Source organism: Phenylobacterium sp. (genome assembly GCF_031360265.1).
Lineage (GTDB): Bacteria > Pseudomonadota > Alphaproteobacteria > Caulobacterales > Caulobacteraceae > Phenylobacterium.
This window is the reverse complement of record NZ_JANMBF010000107.1, coordinates 1-19592: the sequence shown is the minus strand read 5'-3', so window position 1 is coordinate 19592 and position 19592 is coordinate 1. Positions and strand designations below refer to the sequence as shown.

Annotated in this window: 20 protein-coding genes and 1 pseudogene; 15 read left to right on the top strand and 6 right to left on the bottom strand. The window is 68.5% G+C overall.

Going from position 1 to position 19592, the window contains the following annotated elements; genetic code table 11:
* From RMN86_RS10120 to RMN86_RS10070, 11 genes and pseudogenes are all read left to right on the top strand, one after another.
* A partial coding sequence (locus RMN86_RS10120; protein WP_309605720.1) for a cytochrome c oxidase subunit 1 occupies window positions 1-1488 on the top strand: 1488 nt, incomplete at its 5' end.
* Between the two features lie 206 nt (window positions 1489-1694).
* Window positions 1695-2696 (top strand): annotated as a pseudogene (cyoE, locus tag RMN86_RS10115) (heme o synthase).
* Entirely contained in the window at window positions 2693-2845 is a 153-nt protein-coding gene (locus RMN86_RS10110; RefSeq protein ID WP_309605719.1) for a hypothetical protein, read from the top strand. The pseudogene cyoE and the gene RMN86_RS10110 overlap by 4 nt, the downstream one beginning before the upstream one ends.
* Window positions 2823-3410: a cytochrome c oxidase assembly protein gene (locus tag RMN86_RS10105; RefSeq protein ID WP_309605718.1), complete on the top strand. Its 588-nt coding sequence runs from the start codon at window positions 2823-2825 to the stop codon at window positions 3408-3410. The genes RMN86_RS10110 and RMN86_RS10105 overlap by 23 nt, the downstream gene beginning before the upstream one ends.
* 237 nt (window positions 3411-3647) lie before the next feature.
* Complete coding sequence (locus RMN86_RS10100) at window positions 3648-4526, top strand: cytochrome c oxidase subunit 3 (protein ID WP_309605717.1); 879 nt, start codon at window positions 3648-3650, stop codon at window positions 4524-4526.
* Window positions 4527-4537: 11 nt separating this feature from the next.
* The gene (locus RMN86_RS10095) at window positions 4538-4906 is read left to right on the top strand and encodes a DUF983 domain-containing protein (protein ID WP_309605716.1); all 369 of its coding nucleotides are present in this window, start codon (window positions 4538-4540) and stop codon (window positions 4904-4906) included.
* A 12-nt stretch (window positions 4907-4918) separates the two neighbouring features.
* A complete protein-coding gene (locus tag RMN86_RS10090) occupies window positions 4919-5695 on the top strand; it encodes an SURF1 family cytochrome oxidase biogenesis protein (RefSeq protein ID WP_309605715.1) in 777 nt (258 codons plus the stop codon).
* Window positions 5695-7086: a threonine synthase gene (gene thrC / locus RMN86_RS10085; RefSeq protein ID WP_309605714.1), complete on the top strand. Its 1392-nt coding sequence runs from the start codon at window positions 5695-5697 to the stop codon at window positions 7084-7086. Before RMN86_RS10090 ends, thrC begins: the two co-directional genes overlap by 1 nt.
* An 8-nt stretch (window positions 7087-7094) precedes the next feature.
* Entirely contained in the window at window positions 7095-8360 is a 1266-nt protein-coding gene (locus RMN86_RS10080; protein ID WP_309605713.1) for a pitrilysin family protein, read from the top strand.
* A 71-nt stretch (window positions 8361-8431) separates the two neighbouring features.
* Window positions 8432-9043 (top strand): GNAT family protein, encoded by a 612-nt coding sequence (locus tag RMN86_RS10075; protein ID WP_309605712.1) that lies wholly within the window; start codon window positions 8432-8434, stop codon window positions 9041-9043.
* Between the two features lie 39 nt (window positions 9044-9082).
* Window positions 9083-10750: a bifunctional diguanylate cyclase/phosphodiesterase gene (locus RMN86_RS10070; RefSeq protein WP_309605711.1), complete on the top strand. Its 1668-nt coding sequence runs from the start codon at window positions 9083-9085 to the stop codon at window positions 10748-10750.
* On the opposite strand, the gene RMN86_RS10065 is transcribed toward RMN86_RS10070, so the two are convergent.
* Window positions 10747-11310 (bottom strand): YqgE/AlgH family protein, encoded by a 564-nt coding sequence (locus RMN86_RS10065; protein ID WP_309605710.1) that lies wholly within the window; start codon window positions 11308-11310, stop codon window positions 10747-10749. The two genes, RMN86_RS10070 and RMN86_RS10065, sit on opposite strands and share 4 nt — an antisense overlap.
* A gap of 114 nt (window positions 11311-11424) precedes the next feature.
* On the opposite strand from RMN86_RS10065, the gene RMN86_RS10060 reads away from it, so the two are divergent.
* On the top strand, window positions 11425-11907 hold the full coding sequence (locus RMN86_RS10060) for a peroxiredoxin (RefSeq protein ID WP_309605709.1): 483 nt from the start codon (window positions 11425-11427) through the stop codon (window positions 11905-11907).
* Between the two features lie 62 nt (window positions 11908-11969).
* Here RMN86_RS10060 and RMN86_RS10055 read toward each other — a convergent pair whose 3' ends face one another.
* Complete coding sequence (locus RMN86_RS10055; protein WP_309605708.1) at window positions 11970-12266, bottom strand: pentapeptide MXKDX repeat protein; 297 nt, start codon at window positions 12264-12266, stop codon at window positions 11970-11972.
* A gap of 91 nt (window positions 12267-12357) precedes the next feature.
* Window positions 12358-13068 carry a DUF1223 domain-containing protein gene (locus RMN86_RS10050; protein WP_309605707.1) on the bottom strand — a complete coding sequence of 237 codons (711 nt, stop codon included), beginning with the start codon at window positions 13066-13068 and terminating at the stop codon, window positions 12358-12360.
* 110 nt (window positions 13069-13178) lie between these two features.
* Here RMN86_RS10050 and RMN86_RS10045 point away from each other — a divergent pair, with 110 nt between their 5' ends.
* Together RMN86_RS10045 and RMN86_RS10040 are read left to right on the top strand one after the other, a co-directional pair.
* Window positions 13179-13727: a sigma-70 family RNA polymerase sigma factor gene (locus RMN86_RS10045; RefSeq protein ID WP_309605706.1), complete on the top strand. Its 549-nt coding sequence runs from the start codon at window positions 13179-13181 to the stop codon at window positions 13725-13727.
* Window positions 13711-14361: a DUF1109 domain-containing protein gene (locus RMN86_RS10040; RefSeq protein ID WP_309605705.1), complete on the top strand. Its 651-nt coding sequence runs from the start codon at window positions 13711-13713 to the stop codon at window positions 14359-14361. The genes RMN86_RS10045 and RMN86_RS10040 overlap by 17 nt, the downstream gene beginning before the upstream one ends.
* Here RMN86_RS10040 and RMN86_RS10035 read toward each other — a convergent pair.
* Complete coding sequence (locus RMN86_RS10035) at window positions 14358-14948, bottom strand: DNA-3-methyladenine glycosylase (RefSeq protein ID WP_309605704.1); 591 nt, start codon at window positions 14946-14948, stop codon at window positions 14358-14360. The genes RMN86_RS10040 and RMN86_RS10035 overlap by 4 nt on opposite strands.
* Before the next feature lie 17 nt (window positions 14949-14965).
* Between RMN86_RS10035 and RMN86_RS10030 the strand changes: the two genes are divergently transcribed.
* Window positions 14966-16147 (top strand): amidohydrolase family protein, encoded by a 1182-nt coding sequence (locus RMN86_RS10030; RefSeq protein WP_309605703.1) that lies wholly within the window; start codon window positions 14966-14968, stop codon window positions 16145-16147.
* On the opposite strand, the gene RMN86_RS10025 is transcribed toward RMN86_RS10030, so the two are convergent.
* Together RMN86_RS10025 and RMN86_RS10020 are read right to left on the bottom strand one after the other, a co-directional pair.
* On the bottom strand, window positions 16135-17961 hold the full coding sequence (locus RMN86_RS10025) for an ATP-binding protein (protein ID WP_309605702.1): 1827 nt from the start codon (window positions 17959-17961) through the stop codon (window positions 16135-16137). The genes RMN86_RS10030 and RMN86_RS10025 overlap by 13 nt on opposite strands.
* 114 nt (window positions 17962-18075) lie before the next feature.
* Window positions 18076-19592: acyl-CoA dehydrogenase (locus RMN86_RS10020; RefSeq protein ID WP_309605701.1), on the bottom strand; the 1517-nt coding region annotated here is incomplete at its 5' end.

Sequence of the window (19592 nt, the reverse complement as noted above, 5' to 3'; positions counted from 1 at the left end):
GAACTCTACGAGCCGGGAATTCAGATTTTCCAGCCGAATTCGCTGATCGCCCAGCTCGGGCTGATCGAGGGCTCGAAGCACGGTTACAACGTCGTGGTCACCGCCCACGCCCTGATCATGATCTTCTTCATGGTCATGCCGGCGATGATCGGCGGGTTCGGCAACTGGTTCGTGCCGATTATGATCGGCGCGCCGGACATGGCCTTCCCGCGGATGAACAACATCTCGTTCTGGCTGCTCGTGGCCTCGTGGATCATGTTGTGCACCTCGATGTTCGTCGACGGCGGACCGGGGCGAGGTTTCGGCGGCGGATGGACAATGTACGCGCCGCTATCGACGTCGGGTCATACCGGGCCGGCGATGGATTGCGCGATCCTGGCGATCCACCTGGCCGGCGCGAGCTCGATCCTCGGCGCTATCAATTTCATCACCACCATCTTCAACATGCGCGCGCCGGGCATGACGCTGCACCGGATGCCGCTGTTCGTCTGGTCGATCCTGGTGACCGTGTTCCTGCTGCTGCTGTCGTTGCCGGTGCTGGCGGGCGCGATCACCATGCTGCTCACCGACCGCAACTTCCACACCCACTTCTTCGACGCGGCGGGCGGCGGCGACCCGGTGATGTATCAGCACCTGTTCTGGTTCTTCGGACACCCTGAGGTCTACATCCTGATCCTGCCCGGCTTCGGCATGATCAGCCACATCGTGTCGACCTTCTCGCGAAAGCCGGTGTTCGGCTACCTGGCCATGGCCTACGCCATGGTGGCCATCGGGTTCATCGGCTTCCTGGTGTGGGCGCACCACATGTTCACCACGGGCATGAACGTGAACCTGACGGCCTATTTCGTGGCCGCCACGATGGTCATCGCGGTGCCCACAGGCATCAAGGTGTTCAGCTGGATCGCGACGATGTGGGGCGGGTCGATCGACTTCAAGACGCCCATGCTCTGGGCCATGGGCTTCATCTTCCTGTTCACTCTGGGCGGCGTCACGGGCGTGGTGCTGGCCAACGCCGGCGTCGATTACCAATTCCAGGACACCTACTATGTGGTGGCCCACTTCCACTATGTCCTGAGCCTTGGCGCGGTGTTCGCGATCTTCGCTGGTTTCTACTATTGGTTCGAGAAGATGTGGGGCGTGAAATATCGCGAGTGGCTGGGCGCGCTGCACTTCTGGATCACCTTCATCGGCGTCAACGTGATCTTCTTCCCGCAGCACTTCCTGGGCCTGCAAGGGATGCCGCGCCGCTATGTCGACTATCCGGAAGGCTTCGCGTTCTGGAACAAGGTGTCCTCGATCGGCTATGTTATCACGCTGGTCGGCGTCGGCGTGTTCCTGGTCGTGCTGATCGACGCCATGGTGTTCCGCCGCAAGGCCGAGGCCAATCCCTGGGGCGAAGGCGCCACGACGCTGGAATGGACGCTGCCCTCGCCGCCGCCGTTCCACCAGTTCAATGAGCTGCCGGTGGTGAGGGCCGACGGCCACTAAGACCTACTCCCCCATCGCGGCAGCAATGGCGGGAGGGGGACCGTCCGCCGAAGAACGGATGGTGGAGGGGGCAAGCCCCAGCCGCCGCGCGAAGATCGGGCAGGTCCACCTACTGAACTTGACGTTCGCCCCCACCACCGCTCGCTCTTCGGCGAGCGGTCCCCCTCCCCCCGCTTCGCGGGGGAGGTAGATTGAGAGTAATGTCCATGGCCATGACAGAGGCCGCCTCGATCACCGCCCAGCCCGCCACGGCCAAGGCGCCTGCCCGCTGGCAGGATTTCGTGCAGCTGCTGAAGCCGCGCGTCATGTCACTGGTGGTGTTCACCGGTCTCGTGGGTCTGGTCTGCGCGGGCCGCTGGGTGAACCCGATCCTGGCCGGGGTGGCCATCCTCTGCATCGCCGTCGGCGCCGGGGCCTCGGCCTCGCTCAACATGTGGTACGACGCGGACATCGACGCCAAGATGCGCCGTACACGCGGTCGACCGGTCCCCGCCGGGCGGGTGCAGGGGGCCGATGCCCTGACGCTCGGCGTGGTGCTGTCGATGTTCTCGGTGATGCTGATGGGCATGGCGCTGAACTGGCTCGCAGCCGGCCTTCTGGCCTTCACCATCTTTTTCTATGCGGTTGTCTATACGATGTGGCTGAAGCGCTCGACGGCGCAGAACATCGTCATCGGCGGCCTGGCCGGCGCCCTGCCGCCGGTGATCGGCTGGGCGGCGGCCGCCGGATCGACCCCGTTCAATGCCTGGCTGCTTTGTGCGATCATCTTCCTGTGGACCCCGCCGCACTTCTGGGCGCTCAGCCTCTACACCTCCGAGGAATAAAAGAAGGCCGGGGTGCCGATGATGCCGGTGGTGGCCGGCGCCGCCTCCACACGGCGCCAGATCCTGATCTACAGCCTGCTGTTCACCCCGCTGTGCCTGGTCCCGGCCGGCACCGGCCTGGGCGGACCGTTCTATCTGGCGGTAGCGGCGCTGGGTGGCCTGGTGTTCCTGCTGCTGGCGGTGCGGCTGGCGCGCAGCCACGCCGGCGAGGCCCGCGGCCAGCGCAATGAAGAAGCATCGCCCGGGGGGCTCTACGATGTCCGCGCCGGCGCCAAGGACGCGCGTAACCTGTTCGCCTTCTCGATCCTCTACCTGACCCTGCTATTCGCCACCCTGCTGGTCGAGCACCTGATGGACATCAAACCACTGGAGCTTCTCAGATGAGCGATCCCGCACGCGAAACAGAGGTCGAAGCCCGTGCCCGCCGCGGCCGCAACATCGCGCTCGCGCTTGGCCTGGTCTTGTTCGTGATCCTCATCTTCGTGGTCACCATGGTTCGCCTGGGCGCCAATGTCACAAAACAACCCTTCTGATCGCCGCAGGCTCGGCCGCAACAGCGGCGTAGCTCTCATCTGCGGTGCGGTGTTCGCCGGAATGGTCGGCGCGGCCTACGCTGCGGTGCCCCTCTACCGAGCCTTCTGCCAGGCCACCGGCTATGGCGGCACGGTGCGCAAGGCCGAGGCGGCGCCGAGCAAGGTGCTGGGCGAGACCTTGCTGGTCCGCTTCGACACCAATGTCCGCGGCGTGCCGTGGGATTTCACGGCCGAGCAGATCGACCAGACGGTGAAGATTGGAGAGACCAAGGTCGCGATCTTCAAGGTGACCAATCGCTCCAACAAGCCGGTGACCGCTCGCGCCGTCTTCAATGTCGTGCCGGAACAGGCCGCAGTCTACTTCCGCAAGCTCTCCTGCTTCTGCTTCTCCGACCAGACCGTGGCCGCCGGCCAGACGGTGGAGATGCCGGTGCTCTATTTCGTCGATCCGCAGTACACCCAGGACTTCGAAACCAAGGGTGGCAAGACAATCACCCTGTCCTACACATTTTTCCCGGCCCAGGACGTCAAGCCGGCCCCGGACATCAAGCCGGTCAAGGGCTGATGAGCGCGACGGGCTCCAGATATCGCGACGCCCCCGCTCAATCCCGGCTGCCCCGCTTGAGGTCGGCCGGCGCCGGGCCGAGCGCCTCCTGGTTCCAAGCTTCGCGGGGCGAGGACGTCGGCCCCTTTCCCCTTGGCGGACCCGGCGCGGCGGGGCTATAGCGTCACGCGAACCGGCTGTGTCGGCGGGGTGAGTCCCGCGCGCGCCGCGCGCACATCGAGAGGGACTGAGACCAAGATGGCCGAAGGCGTGAAACACGACTACCACCTGGTCAATCCGTCGCCCTGGCCGCTGGTCGGCGCGGTGGCGGCCACGGTGATGGCGCTGGGCGGCGTGACCTGGATGAAGGGCCTGTTCGGCCTGCCGGCGCACACCGCCTGGCTGTTCTACGCGGGCCTGGCAGGCGTGCTCTTCACCATGCTGGCCTGGTGGCGCGACGTCACCCTGGAAGCCAACCAGGGCGACCATACCCCGGTGGTCTCCATCGGCCTGCGCTACGGCATGGTGCTGTTCATCGCCTCCGAAGTGATGTTCTTCGTCGCCTGGTTCTGGATCTTCTTCGAGATGGCCCTGTTCCACGGCCACCGCGCCGGCGCCGGCGAAGCCATCGAGGACGTGCGGCAGGCGTGGGCGACCTGGCCGCCGCATGGCGTCGAGACCGTACCCGCGTTCCAACTGCCGCTGGTCAACACGCTGACCCTTCTGCTGTCGGGCACCACGGTGACCTGGGCGCACCACGCCCTGCAGACCGGCGACCGCCGGGGCGCCAAGATCGGTCTCTTCCTGACGATCATCCTGGGCGTGCTGTTCACCTCGATCCAGGCCTATGAATACAACCACATCATCCAGCACAAATATTTCTTCTCGGAGGAGGCGGCCAGCGCCGGGCTCTATGGGTCGTCGTTCTTCATGGCCACCGGCTTCCACGGTTTCCACGTGCTGATCGGCACCATCTTCCTGACCATCTGCCTGATCCGCCTGCTGAACGGCGGCTTCACCCCGCAGAAGCACTTCGGGTTCGAGGCGGCCGCCTGGTACTGGCATTTCGTTGACGTGGTTTGGCTGTTCCTGTTCGCCTTCGTCTACGTGATCTTCGGAGCCCACGGCGGGGCTTGAGGCAGGGCTGGATGGCCAAGCCTCATCCCCTGGTGTCGGGGGCGCTCGGGCGCTGCCCCAACTGTGGAGAGGGCTGGCTGTTCGACGGCTTCCTGACCGTGACGCGGCAATGCGAGGCCTGCGGCTTTGACCTGGCGGCGGCCGACAGCGGCGATGGTCCGGCGGTGTTTGTGATCCTGATCGCCGGCTTCATCGTCGCCTTCGGGGCGCTGTTCACCATGGTTGCGTTCCACGCCCCGGTCTGGCTGACACTCCTGATCTGGCTGCCCGCCACCCTGGTGATCTGCCTGGTGCTGCTGCGGCCCATGAAGGGGCTGATGCTGGCGGCGCAGTTCATGAACAAGGCCGGCCAGGCGCGCAATGACTCACCGCCCAAATGACCGACGGACCAAATGACTGACGCATGGGAGCCGAAACTCGCGCCGCGGCCCGCCAGGCCGGAGGCCACGGGGTTCCCGGTGGGTCTGACGGTCGCCACCGCCATCGCCTTTTGCCTGCTCATCGGTCTGGGCGCCTGGCAGATGCAGCGGCTCAAGTGGAAGGAAGACCTGCTGGCCCATCTCGCGGCCCTGGAGGCCGCGCCGGCGCGGGCGCTCGAACCGGTGCTCGATAGCCTGAGCCAGGGACGCGAGGTCTCGTTCACCCGGGTCAGCGTCACCTGTCCCGGGCTGGCGACCGCGCCCTTCCTGGAGGTCTACGACCTGCGCAACGGCCAGGTCGGCGAACGCCTGGTTTCCGCCTGCGCCGTGCAGAGTGCGCGCTACCGCTCGGTCTTGGTCGATCGCGGCTATGTGGCCGACACCGTCACCGCGCGGCCGCCGGTCGATCCCGCGGCCACCGACCCTTTGCGAATTGTGGGCGTGCTGCGTCCGCCCGAGCGCGGCAATTTTGCGACGCCGAAGAACACCGCGAAGCGCTGGTATCTCCGCGACGTGCGGGCCATGGCCGCTGTGCTCAAGGCGCCGGCGCCGGCGCCGATCATCCTGTTCGCCGAGACCAGCAGCAATCCGGCGTTCAAGGCCCTGGTCCCGGCGCCCCTGCCGGTGGAGATCCTCAACCACCACTTCGAATATGCGCTGACCTGGTTCGGGCTTGCGGGCGGTCTGGTGGGCGTCTATGCCGCCGTTCTTTCCAAGAGAATCGGGCTCTTGAAAAGGATCAGGCGTTGATGCGCTACGTCTCCACGCGGAGCGCGTCGCCCGCGGTGGGCTTTGTGGAGGCTGTGCTGCGCGGGCTGGCGCCCGATGGCGGCCTCTATGTGCCGCAGACCTGGCCGCGGATTTCGCCGGCCGAGATCGCCGGGTTTGCCGACAAGTCCTATCCCGAGGTCGCCGCCCGGGTGATCGGCGCCTTTGCCGGCGACGAGATTGATTCGACCGACCTGCTGGACATGTGCCGGGAGGCCTATTCGACCTTCACCCACACCGCCGTCGTGCCGCTCACGCAACTGGGGCCAGGCGTGTTTCTGGCGGAGCTGTTTCATGGCCCGAGCCTGGCGTTCAAGGACGTGGCCATGCAGATCCTGGCCCGGCTTTACGACCACATTCTCAGCGGCCAGGGCCGAACCCAGACGATCCTGTGCGCCACGTCCGGCGATACCGGCGGTGCGGCGGTCGAGGCGTTCCGCGGACGCAAGGCGGTGCGCGTTGTGGCATTGTTTCCCGAAGGCCGGATCTCCGAGGTACAGCGACGGTTCATGACCACCGCCACCGAGGCTAACATCGCCTGCGTGGCGGTGAAGGGTTCGTTCGACGACTGCCAGGCGATCGTCAAGAACGCCTTCCAGGATGAGGCCCTGCGGCAGGCGGTCGACCTGTCGGGGGTCAACTCGATCAACTTCGCCCGCATCGCAGCCCAGGCCGTCTACTATTTCACCACCGCCGCGGCGCTTGGCGCGCCCGGTCGTAAGGTGTCGTTCTGCGTGCCCTCGGGCAATTTCGGCGACGCCTTCGCCGGCTACGCCGCCCATCGGATGGGCCTGCCGATCGGGGCGATCGTGGTCGCCACCAACGCCAACGACATCCTGGCCCGAACCTTCGAGACCGGGCGCTATGCCCGCGGCAAGGTCGAGCAGACCATCTCGCCGGCCATGGACATCCAGTCGGCGTCGAATTTCGAGCGGCTCTATTTCGAGACCACCGGGCGCGAGCCGGTGGAAACCGCCCGCGCGTTCACAGCCTTCGCCAACGCCGGCGTCATCGACGTGGCGCCCAAGGCGCTGGCCTCGATGCGCGAGCTCTATCGCGGGGTGGCGGTGAGCGAGGCCGAGACGCGGCGGACCATGGTGGCGACGCTGAACCAGACTGGCGAGCTGATCGACCCGCACACCGCCGTGGCGGTCGCCGCCCTGAGCCGCGCCGGCGCCGTCGATGGGCCGGTGGTGGTGATGGCCACGGCCCACCCGGCGAAGTTCCCGCGCGATGTCGCCAAGGCCAGCGGGGTCACGCCACAGATGCCGCGTGGCGTCGCCGACCTGGCCGGGCGGCCAGAGCGGTTCGACCGGCTTCCCGCCGAGGCCGAGACCCTCAAGGCCTATGTCCGCGCCTTCGCGGGGGCCTGACGACGCCCATGGCCCCCAAGGTTCACACATTGGCCAACGGCGTGCGCGTCGTCTGCGACCCGATGCCAGGCCTGCAGACCGTGGCTCTGTCGGTGGTGGCGGGGCAGGGGGCGCGCGCCGAGGACGAAGGTCGCTCCGGCTGGTCGCACCTCTTGGAACACATGGTCTTCAAGGGCGCGGGCGGGCGTTCGGCGCGCGACATTGTCGAGGTCATCGAAGCCGAGGGCGGCAATATCAACGCCGCCACGGGCTATGAGCGGACCAGCTTCCAGATCCGCGCCCTGGCGGGCGGTCTCGACCTGGGCTCGGCGGTGCTGGCCGACCTGGTCCAGCGCCCGACGATGGACGCCGCAGATCTCACCCGCGAAAAGCAGGTTGTCGGCCAGGAAATCGCCGAGGCGGCCGACGCCCCTGACGACCTGGTGTTCGAACTGGCCCAGACCGCGGCCTTCGCGGGCCAGCCGCTGGGCCGGCCGATCCTGGGAACGCCACAGTCGATCGGGGTCGCCGATCCGCGGACTCTCAGCGCCTGGCGGGCCAGCCTCTATGCGCCGAAATCCCTGGTGATCAGCGCGGCGGGCGCGGTCGACGAGGACGACCTCCTGCGGCTGGCGGAGCGGGACTACGGCCAGGCGCCCGACGGCGGGACGATCGCAGCCAACGCCTCGGCCGCCTTCACCGGCGGTCAGCGGCCGACGTCGAAGCCGCTGGAGCAGGCCAATATCGTGATGTTGCTGCCCGCGGTCGGCGTTGGCGACCCGGGCTATTTCGCGCTGCGCCTGCTGGCCGAGATCCTGGGTGGCGGCATGGCCTCGCGACTGTTCCAGGAGGCGCGCGAGAAGCGCGGCCTGGCCTATGCCATCGACGCCTATTCCGAGACCTATGCGGACACCGGGGTGCTGGGGGTCTTCGCCGGCTGCGCGGCCAAGGACGCCGCCGAGCTGGCGCGGGTGGCCGCCGGCGAGATCGCCGGCATGCTGAGCCCGGTCAGCGAGGGAGAGCTGGCCCGCGCCAAGGCCCAGCTAAAGGGGTCGATGTTCATGGGGCGTGAAAGCGCGCTGGCCCGCGCGGAACAGGCCGCCGGGCAGGTGCTGCTGTTCGGCCGCACGCTGGATCCCGCCGAGGTGGCCGCCGAGGTGGACGCCGTGACCCCCGCCGATCTGACCGCGCTGACCGAACAGATCCTTGGCCACCGGCGCGTGGCGATCGCGGTGCTGGGGCCGAAGGCCTCGCTGAACGCCGGCCCGGCGTTCGAGCGCGCGCTGTTCGGATAGCGGCCGAGCGCTGACGTCGCGATGCCGAACGGTGCTTGACCGGCGCGCGTTTTGCGCGAGGCTCAAGCCCCATGGCCCTGCTGGACTGGATCGCGCCGGAGAGCGGACTTCGCGTCGAAGGCGCCGGGGTCGTCCTGCGGCCGCCGCGCGCGTCGGACTATGCCGAGTGGCGCGAACTGCGAGCCGCCAGCCGGGCCTTCCTGCAGCCCTGGGAGCCGACCTGGCCCGCCGACGATCTGGGACGTGCGGCCTATCGCCGCCGCCTCACCGCCTATGCCCGCGACCGGGACGCCGGCGCGGCCTATCCGTTCTTTGTGCTGCGCGCCCATGACGAAGCGATCACCGGGGGGATAACCCTCTCCAACGTACGCCGTGGCGTCGCTCAGATGGGGTCCATCGGCTACTGGTGCGGCAAGCCCTTCACGAGGGGCGGACTGACGCTGGCGGCGGTCAAGGCGCTGGCGGATTTCTCGTTCCGCACGCTGGGTCTGCACCGGCTGGAAGCGGCCTGCATTCCCGACAATGTCCCCTCGCGCCGGCTGCTCTCCCGGGCCGGCTTCACCGAGGAGGGGTATGCCAAGACTTATCTGAAAATTAACGGCGTCTGGCGAGATCATGTGCTGTTCGGCCTGATCTCGCCACTGCGGGGACCCGAGGGACCGGACGAGGGTGTTTCGGTCTGATCCGGGCGCCCCTGTTGGCGGGACGAACTCCTCTTGGTGATGCCGAACGATCGCTGGATGTGGGACGCCACCGCAACGCTTGAAGCGCTGGGCGCGGCGGACGTCGCGCTGTGGGTCTGGGAGCCGGAGCGGGACCGCCTGCGGCTGACCGGCTCGACGCGGGCCCTGGGGCTCGGTCCGCTGGCGCCGGACTGCTCGTCGGCGGCGCTACGGGCGCTGGCCCTGCCGCAGGACCGCGCCTTCGCCGACGATATCTTGCGTGTGCAGGAGCCGGGCGCCGAGGTGGCGGTGCGACTGCGAATGCGCGGTGCCGGGGTCTCGATCTGGCGCGGCGTCTGGCTCGAGGAAGGCTGTCGCGCGGCCGGCGTGGTCGCACCGGAGATCCGGTTCGCGGCGTCCGACCAGGACCTGCTCACCGGCCTGCTCGATCGCCGCAGCTTCATTACCCGCGCCCGCGAGCAGTTGCAGTCTCCCGGCCGGCACGAGCTGATCGTCGCCGACCTTGACCGCCTGCGCCGCCTGAACGAGGCCCTGGGTCACGAGCGCGCCGACCTGGTGCTGGCCGCCCTGGGATCGCGGCTGGCCGCGGCCTTCCCGTCCGAGGCGATCCTGGCGCGGATCGGCGAGGATGAATTCGCCGCCCTGACACCCGCGGGCGTCTCGCCCGGCGCGGAAGGGTTGCGTCAGGCGCTGGAGCAACCGCTGCGGGTGGCCGGTTTCGACATCCACCCGACGCTGTCCATCGGCGCGGTGGAGGCGGAGGGGGGCGAGGACGCGCCGGAGGCCGCCGAACTATTGCGCCGCGCCGAACTGGCCGTGGAATCCGCTAAGCGCAGCGGTCGTGGCGGCGCGGCCGCCTACGGACGGGGCCTGGAAAGCGACGGGCTCTCCCGCCTGGCGCTGGAGGGCGACCTGAAGGGCGCGCTGAGCCGCGGCGAACTGACCCCCTTCTATCAGCCCATCGTGCGGCTCTCGACCGGGGGGCTCTCCGGCTTCGAGGCGCTGGTCCGCTGGCGCCATCCCCGTCGGGGTCTTGTCGGCCCTGAGGTCTTCCTGCCGCTCTGCGAAGAGATGGGCCTGATGAGCGAACTCGGGGCGATGATGATCGCCGATGCGGCCCGCCAGCTTGCCGTCTGGCGCCGGAAGCACAACGCCGCGGGCGACCTCACCGTCGCCGTGAACCTCTCGACCGGGGAACTCGATCGATCGGGCCTGGTGGAGGACGTGGCGGCCATCCTGCACGAGACCGGCCTGCCGCCCGGCGTGCTGAAGCTGGAGGTCACGGAAGGCGACGTCATGCGCAATCCGGACGGCGCGGCGGTGGTCCTGGAGCAGCTGCGCGCGGTCGGCGCGGGCCTGGCGCTGGACGACTTTGGCACCGGCTTTTCATCGCTGTCGTACCTGACCCGCCTGCCCTTCGACACCCTGAAGATCGACCGCTACTTCGTGCGCACCATGGCCACCAACGAAGGGTCGATGAAGATCGTTTCCTCGGTGGTGAAACTGGGACAGGACCTCAATCTGGCGATCGTCGCGGAGGGCGTCGAGAATGCCGGCATGGCCCGGCTGCTGCTGGCGCTGGGTTGCGACTATGGCCAGGGCTTCGGCTATGCGCCGGCGCTCTCGCCCTCCGAGGCCGAGGTCTATCTCAACGAAAGCTATGTCGACGGCGCGGCCCCCGTGAAGGCCAGGGGCAGCCGCGGTTAGGCGCGGCCCGCCACCGGGCCCAGCCGCTCCGGGTCGACGCCCAGCTTGCCCAGCGCACGGCGCCATTTCCGCCCATGGTCGTGGCCAAAAATCAGCTCAGGATCCGCCTCGCAGGTCAGCCAGACGTTCTGCTTGATCTCGTTTTCCAGCTGCCCCGCGCCCCAGCCGGCGTAGCCCAGCGCCAGCCGCGCGCGGCTGGGCTGGCCGGTCCCTGCGGCCATGGCCTCCAGCACCTCGCGCGTGGCGGTGAGCGCCACGCCACAGCCGACCGCAAGGCTGTGGGCGCCGCGATAGTCGTCGGTATGCAGTACGAAGCCGCGTTCGCGCTCCACCGGCCCACCGATCAGGACAAGGTCGGGCGCGATCGCCAGGCTCGAGGGGATGCCAAGGCGGCTTAAGAGGTCGGGGACCGTGAGGTCAGCCAGCGGGCGGTTCAGGGCCACGCCCATGGCGTGGTCCTGGTCGTGGGCGCAGATCAGGATCAGGGCGCGCTCGAAGCGCGGGTCGCCGATGCCGGGCATGGCGATCAACAGCTGACCGGAGAAGAATCCGCCTTCCATCGCCTCGACAGTCGGCCCGCGAGGCGGGGCTATCAAGGGGTGTTCGCACACCCGCGCTTGCGGTGCGCGAACTTGTCGCTATGTGCGAAGGCTGCACCGCAAAGGAACAGATCCATGACCATCAAAGTCGGCGACAAGCTGCCCAGCGCAACCCTGACCCTGGCGACCGCCGAAGGTCCAAAGCCGGTGACCACCGATGAATTCTTCGGCGGCAAGACCGTGGCGCTGTTCGCCGTGCCCGGCGCCTTCACCCCCACCTGTTCGGCCAAGCACCTGCCCGGCTTTAAGCAGCTGGCCGGCGCGATCAAGGGCAAGGGCGTGGACGTGATCGCCTGCGTGGCGGTCAACGACGCCTTCGTGATGCGCGCCTGGGCCGAGGATCAGGCGGTGGGCGAGGATATCGCCATGCTGGCCGACGGCGGCTCGGCCTTCACCGATGCGTTAGGCCTGGACTTCGATGCCTCGCGCTTCGGCATGGGCAAGCGTTCGCAGCGCTATTCGATGATCGTCGCTGATGGCGTGGTGAAGGAACTGAACGTCGAGGCGGGCGGCGAATTCCGCGTCTCGGCGGCCGACTACCTGCTGGCGCAACTTTAGCGCCAAGCCTGCTCGCCATGCTCGGGAACTCACCGGACATGGCGAGCAGGGTCGGGACGCTGCTACTTCTTGGTCGCCATCGCGTCGCTTGCCATGGCGCCATGGGTCATCGCGCCCTGGGCGGCCATCGGCTTCTTCTTCATCGCCTTCTTGTGCATTGGCTTGGCCATGGCTTCGGATTTCATGCCGTCGCCTTTCATGTGGTCGGCCTTCATCGGGGAAGAGGCCATCGCCCCAGTGGCCATCGTCCCCGTCGCCATCTTGTCGGTCGCCATCTTGTCCTCAGCCAGAGCGCCGCCGGCCAGGGCGGTCAGCAGGGTCAGGGTGGCGAGCGGAATCAGGGCGTTGCTCAGGGTCATGTCAGTCTTCCTTCAGGTTTGAACCGGGCAAGCCGGCAGGGTCTCCTCCGCCGAATGGCGGAAGATTGGGGTCGTCGGTCGTTGAAAGGGATCAGCCCTTGGCGGCCGCCAGGATCGGGCCGCCGGTCGCGGACTGAACCAGGATCGCGGTCTTCAGGCCGGCGGGTCCCACGGGAAGCGCATAGCTTTGCTGGCCGCCGGTCCAGGCGCCCAGACGCGTCAGTTCGCGAACCACGTTCTTGTGCGGCAGGGTCTTGCCGGTGTTCTCGCCGCGCTTGATCGGCACCTGGACGATGTTCGGATCATAGCGGACCAGCCAGACGTCGGCCGCGCGCTGGGGCGCTCCGCCGGAGATCGAGACGCTGGCGACCCGCAGGGCCACAGTCGGACCGTCGCCGGCGAGGCGGGCGGTCTTCAGCGCACTCTCAATCTCGGCGACGCGCTGGCCGACCACATCGATCCGGCCGTTGACCACCACCTGGGGGGTCGCGACGTTGGCGTGATGCAGACCCTTGGCGTAGGCCCACTGGCGGTCGGTGTATTGCTTCGAGGCGAAGGTGTCCTTCCAGCCCAGCTGGTCCCAGTAGGTGACGCCAAACGACAGGGCCAGGATCTCCGGGCGGGCCGCCAGCTGCGCCACCGCGGCGTTGGCCGGCGGGCACGAGGAGCATCCCTGGCTGGTAAAGAGCTCGACCACCTGGATCGGCGCGGGGCCCTGCGCCGAAACGCTCGTCGCCAAGGCGCCCGTCGCCAGCGTGCAAAGGCCGAGGGCGCCCAGCAAAATCTGTCTGATCATCGTCATGGTCGTCTCCCACCGATCTCGAAGACAGGTTCGCAGCACGCCGGAGTTCGGTTACCAGGGTCTCGGCTGTAACCTTTCGCCAGATGTTGCGAAGTCCTCAAAAGGCGACGTTGGACGAGATCGAACCCAGACTGCGAGGCTTGATGCTCGCCGGCCTTGCCGGAGAGGCCGAGCCCTATCGCCGCCTGCTGGATCAGCTCAGTGGCCTGTTGCGCGCCTACTATGGCCGCCGCTGCCCGCCGGGTGTGGACGCCGAGGACCTGGTGCAGGAGACGTTGATCGCCGTGCATACGCGCCGCGCCACCTATGACGCCGGCCAGCCCTTCACCGCCTGGGCCTATGCGATCGCGCGCTACAAGCTGATCGACGCCCTGCGTCGCGGCCGGGCGCATCTGCGGGCGCCGGTCGAGGCGGCCGAGGCGCTGTTCGTCGCGCCGGGGGCCGACGCCGCCATGGCCAGTCGCGATCTGGAGCGGGTTATGGCCGATCTGCCGGCGCGCACCCAGGTGTTGATCCGCGACGTCAAGGTCGCGGGCCTGTCGACCCGCGAGGCCGCCGAAAAGCACGGGATGACCGAGTCGGCCGTGAAGGTTGCCGTGCATCGGGGCCTGAAGGCGCTCGGCGCGCGGCATGGAGGCGCGAATGTCGACGAAGACTGACGCGCTGATCCACAGCCTGAGCCTCGATCTAGCGCCGGTGACCCGGGGCGCCGTGGCGCGGCGCATCGCGCTGGGGCTGGGACTTGGCGGCCTGGGCTCGGTGATCGTCATGCTCGCCTGGCTGGGTCCGCGCCCTGACCTGTCGGCAGCGATGCTGACGCCGATGTTCTGGATGAAGCTCGGCTATGCGGCCGCCACCGGCCTGATCCTGGCGCTCGTGCTGGCGCGCCTGGCGAGGCCGGCCGCCCGGGCCGGCGCGCTGGTCGCTGTCGCCGCCGCACCCTTCGCGCTGGTGTCGATCATGGCGGCGGTCCGCCTGGCGCAGGCGGCCCCCGACGCCTACCGGAGCCTGCTGATGGGTCACAGTTCGATGATCTGTCCGTGGCGGATCCTGCTCATCAGCCTGCCGGTCCTGATCGGCGCGGTCTGGGCGGTGCGGGGCCTGGCGCCGACCCGTCTGACGCTGGCCGGCCTGGTCGCCGGCGGCTGCGCCGGGGCGCTGGGCGCGGCGGTCTACGCCATCGCCTGCGACGAGACCTCGGCCCCGTTCCTGGCGATCTGGTACACGACGGGGATGGCCCTGGTGGCGGCGCTGGGCGCGCTGGGCGGGTCAAGGCTGTTGCGCTGGCGTTAGCCGCTTGGGAACGGCCGGCTCAGGTAGCGCGAGCCCGCCTCGCCGAAGCGCCACGGCGTCTCCACCGCCTTGCTGATGCCGATCCTCGGCCCCGCGACAATCTCAACGCCGACGCCGGGCTCAAGCGCGAACGGCGGCGCATCGGTGCGCAGGCCGTTGTGCGCCTGCGTCACCGCCAGGGCCTGACAGAGCTTGCCCGGCCCCGAGCAGAGCCGGCGCGGATCGTCCCGGCCGCGCCGGGCGATCATCAGGTCCAGACCCTGCATCGGTTCCAGCGCCCGGATCAGCACGGCGCTGCCGGGGCTGTCGCCGCAGACCAGGTTCAGACACCAGTGGATGCCATAGGAGCGATAGACGTAGACGCGTCCGGGGGGTCCGAACATCACCGCGTTGCGCGCGGTCGGGCCTGAGAAGCTGTGCGAGGCGGGGTCGGCAGGGTGATAGGCCTCGGTCTCGACGATCCGGCCGCCGACGCCGCCCACGGTCAGCGTCCAGCCGATCAGCTCGCGGGCGGCCACCTCCGCGGGTGATGCGAACAGCTCGACTTGACGGCGCAGCGTCTGACGGCGCGAAATGGGAGCAACCATACCGGAGAGGATTTCGCATGCCGTACGTCGAGGGCCAAACCATCCACGACGCCGACAGCCACGTGATGGAGCTGCCCGGCACGATCAATCCCTACATCGATGCGAAATTCCGCGACCGGTTCGTTGAGCTGGCCGGGCCGAAAGCGATCCTTCCGGAATGGTCGGCGAAGATCCAGGCCCTGCAGGACGACGCCGAGTTCCGCGCCGGCGACGCGGCGAACCTGTTGCTGCGCAAGAACTATCAGGCGCTGGGCGCCTTCCGGGCGCAGGACCGGCCCAAGGCGCTGGACCATTTCGGGTTTGCCAGCCAGCTGGTGTTCACCACCGCCTGCCTCTCCAATTTCGGACTGGAGCAGATGGGCGAGATCGAGCTCGCGCTGGAGACCGCGCGCGCCCACAACCGCATGATGACCGAGTTCTGCTCGGTGGACCGCCGGTTGCTGGCCACGGCCTATGTGCCGCTGGTGGATCGCGCCCAGGCGCCGATCATCGCCCGCGAGGCCATCGCGCTGGGCGCCAAGGCGCTGGTCATCGCATCCCGCCATCCGCCGGGGTTCTCGCCCAGCCACCGCGAGCTCGATCCCTTGTGGGCCCTGGCCCAGGAGGCGGGCTTGCCGATCCTGTTCCACGTGGGCGGCGAAGAGAAGATGGCCGCGGACTACCTGGAAAACGGCCTGCCCTTCGTGAAGGACTTCCATGGCGGCGACGAGAACTTCACCTCGCTGAGCTTCATGACCATCCCGCTGTCGATCTGGCAGACCCTGTCAGCCCTGGTGATCGACGGGGTGTTCGACCGCTTCCCGAGCCTGAAGTGGGGGGCGATCGAGCTCGGCGCCTCGTGGCTGCCCAGCCTGATGCAGTTCCTGGATTCCGGGGTCGCGGCCTTCGGCAAGGAGGAACGCCTGCAGAAGCTGTCGGGCAAGCCCAGCGAGATCCTGCGCCGCCAATTCCGCGCCACGCCCTATCCGCACGAGAACACCCGCTGGATCATCGAGAACTCCGGCGAGGAAATGTGCCTGTTCTCGTCGGACTTCCCGCACGTGGAAGGCGGCCGCAATCCGCTGAAGCGGTTCAACGATGGGCTGGAGGGGCTGTCGGCGCCGACCAAGCGCCGCTTCTTCCGCGACAACTTCATCGATCTGATGGGGCAAGGGCTGGACCCCGCCCTGCACGACCTGCCGCAGCTTCAGGTGGCGTAGGGTGCGCGCTTGCGAAGGATCGGCGCCGTCGAGGGCTCGAGCGCGCGCGCCATGGCTTCCATAAGGTCGCGCACCTCGATGGGCTTGGCCCCGTGTTCGGTGAAACCCAGCGCCCGATAGTGTTCGCGGCCTCCCGAGGTCACGTCGGCGGTGAGCGCGATCACCGGGACGGCGCGGTTCGCTCCGGGAGTCTCGCGCAGTAAACTCAGCGCCTCGATGCCGGTCATGCCGGGCATCTGGATATCCATCAACACCAGATCGAACGGGCGCTGCGCCAGCATCTGCAACGCCTCGGCGCCCGACGCCGCCTTTGTCACCTCGTGGCCGAGGGCGGACAGGAGCTGGTCGAGCACCGTCAGGTTCACCGCGTTGTCGTCCACCGCCAGGACTGCCAACGGCCGCAAGTCAGCGGCCGGCTCCGGGGTCGGCGCCGGGCGGTGCGCTGTTGCACGCGGCGTGCCCGGCGTCGCCAGTCGTAGAGGCAGTTCGATGTGGAAGGTCGAGCCCTCGCCCGGCCGGCTCTCGGCCCAGATGCGACCGTCCATCAGTTCGGTAAACTGTCGAGCTATGGACAGGCCAAGTCCGGTCCCGCCGAACTTGCGGACGTCGGACTCGTCGGCCTGGGAAAACCGCTCGAACAGCAGGGGCAGATGCTCGGTGGCGACGCCGACGCCGGAGTCGCGGACCGAGAGCCGCAGCCATACCGCCCGCCGGGTCCTGCGTTGGATTGCGGCGGCGACAGTGACCGCGCCGGTCTCGGTGAATTTCAGCGCGTTGCCGATCAGGTTGAACATCACCTGGCGCAGGCGAAGCGCGTCCATGCGAACGAACGGCGGCAGATCGTCGTCCGCGTCGAGGATCAGGGAGACCCCCTTGTCCTCGGCCCGCGCACTCCAGAAGCTCACCAGCCGATCGAGGAACAGGCGAAGGTCCTCCACCCCGGTGTGGATTTCCAGCGTGCCGGCGTCGATCTTGGAGACGTCGAGGATGTCGTTGAGGATCGATAGCAGGTGCTCGCCGCTATCCATCAGGGTGTCGATGCGGGCCAGCTGATGCGGCTGGGTTTCGTCGCGTCTGAGCAACTGGGCCATGCCCAAAACACCGTTCAACGGTGTGCGGATTTCGTGGCTCATGGTGGCCAGGAAGTTCGACTTGGCGCGGTTGGCCCGGCGGGCCTCCTCGCGGGCCTGGTCGGCCGCAGTGCGCTCGGCCAGGGCCCGGTCGCGCGCCGCCTCCAGCTCGGGAATCATCGCCAGATTGGCGTTGTAGGCATCGTGGAAGCCCGAGATGGTGCGCACCGTGGTTTCCAGCATCAGCCCCAGCAGCAGCGCCAGGGTCACAAGACTGAGCAACAGGGCCAACGCCGCCAGGGGCGTAACGAGGGCTCCCGCCAGAACGGCGGCGGCGGCAATCAGAGGACTGACAAAGCCCCAATAGATGCGGCGCGACATCATGCCCGCTGACGTGGCCACGGCCACCAGCGTCCAGACCTGGACGGCGAAGAACAGCAGTTCGGCCGGATGGCCGCCCATCGCCACGATGACGCTGGGGATCACGTAGACGCCGATCCGGGCGGTACAGAGCGGGGCGAGCCTGCGGAATCCCGCGTCGGGATCGACCCCGGCCGCGGCCGCAATCCAACGCCTGACGAGGGCCAGGTTCACCGCATCGATCGCGCAATAGGCGACGAACGCCAGGCCCGCGATGATGGGATGCCCCAGCAGCACCAGGCAGATGCCGGCCAGGGCGTTGAAGGCGACGTTGAAGCCGTAGGGCTTGACCAGGCCCAAGAGCGTGAGCTGGTAGGTGCTCATGCTGCTCCCGACGATCGCGACGGCCAGAACTGGGTTTTCCTCCGGCCGTTCCATGCGTCCCTCGATCAGGTCCGCAAGACTGCGCGCAAAAGGTAAAACTTCAGAGAATCGGGCTCAAGACGCGAGCGCCGCCGCCGGGGTCGCCTCGAAGTCTTCCGGGCCTTCCATCAGCCCCTCGGCCAGGCCGGGCGCCTGGGCCAGCACCTGGCTGGCATAGACTCGGGCGAGCGCGGCCTTGCCCTTCAACCAGGGATCGCCGGAAAATCCAGGGTCGGCGGTGGCGGCGAGCGCCTGGCGGCCCAGCAGGGCGCCGCCGATGACGTCGCCGGCCAGCTTCAGATAGGGAGTGGCGGCGGTCAGGCTGGCCGCGCCGCCGTTGGCCAGCAGCCAGTCCGTGGCGCGCTCCAGGGCCGCGACGCCGGCGGCCAGGCGGCGGCCGGCCGGGGCGAGGTCGGGCACGTCCGCCAGGCGTTCGGCGGTCAGCGCCAGCTCGGCGCAGAGGCTGCGCATCGCCGCGCCGTCGCCGGCGCGCAGCTTGCGGCCGACCAGGTCGATGGCCTGGATGCCGTTGGTTCCCTCGTAGATCGGGGCGATGCGGGCGTCGCGATAGTGCTGGGCGGCGCCGGTCTCCTCGATGAAGCCCATGCCGCCATGGACCTGCACGCCCATCGAGGCGACCTCGACGCCCATGTCGGTGGACCAGGCCTTGGCGATGGGGGTCAAGAGCTCCTGGCGGGCCCGGGCGGCGGCGCGCTCATCCTCTGTGTCGGCCAGGCGAGCCAGGTCGGCCAGCACCCCGGTGGTCAGGCAGATGGCGCGGGCGGCCTCGATCCTGGCCTTCATCAGCATCAGGGTGCGGCGCACGTCCGGGTGGCCGTAGATCGCGCCGCCGGCCTCCCAGGCGGTGCGGCCCTGGCGGCGCTCCTGGCTGAAGGCCAGCGCCTGCTGGAAGGCCCGCTCGGCGATGGCCACGCCCTGGACGCCGACCTGCAGCCGCGCGGCGTTCATCATGACGAACATGTGCGGCAGGCCCTGGCCGAGGTTTCCGACCAGTTCGGCCTGGGCGCCCTCGTAGAGCATGACGCAGGTCGGTGAGCCGTGGATGCCCAGCTTGTGCTCGATGGACCCGGCGCGGAAGTCGTTGCGCGCGCCCAGCGAGCCGTCGTCGTTCACCGCGTATTTGGTGGTCAGGAACAGGCTGATGCCCTTGACGCCCGGCGGCGCGTCGGGCGTGCGGGCCAGCACCAGGTGACAGATGTTGTCGGCCGCGTCGTGGTCGCCCCAGGTGATGAAGATCTTCTGCCCGGTGAGCCGGTAGCCGCCGGCGCCGTCGGGGTCGGCGCGGGTGGTCAGTTGGGCCAGGTCAGAGCCCGCCTGCGACTCGGTCAGCACCATGGCGCCGGGCCATTCGCCGGACACCAGCCTGGGCAGGACCAGGCGCTTCTGGCGGTCCGTGCCGTGCAGATCCAGGGCCTCGACGGCGCCCTGGGTGAGCATCGGGCAGAGGCCGAAGGCCATGTTGGCCGCGTGGACCATCTCGAACACCGCCAGTTCCATGGCCTTCGACAGGCCCTGGCCGCCGTGTTCCGGCGCCGCGGACAGCGAATTCCAGCCGTCGGCGACGAAGGCCC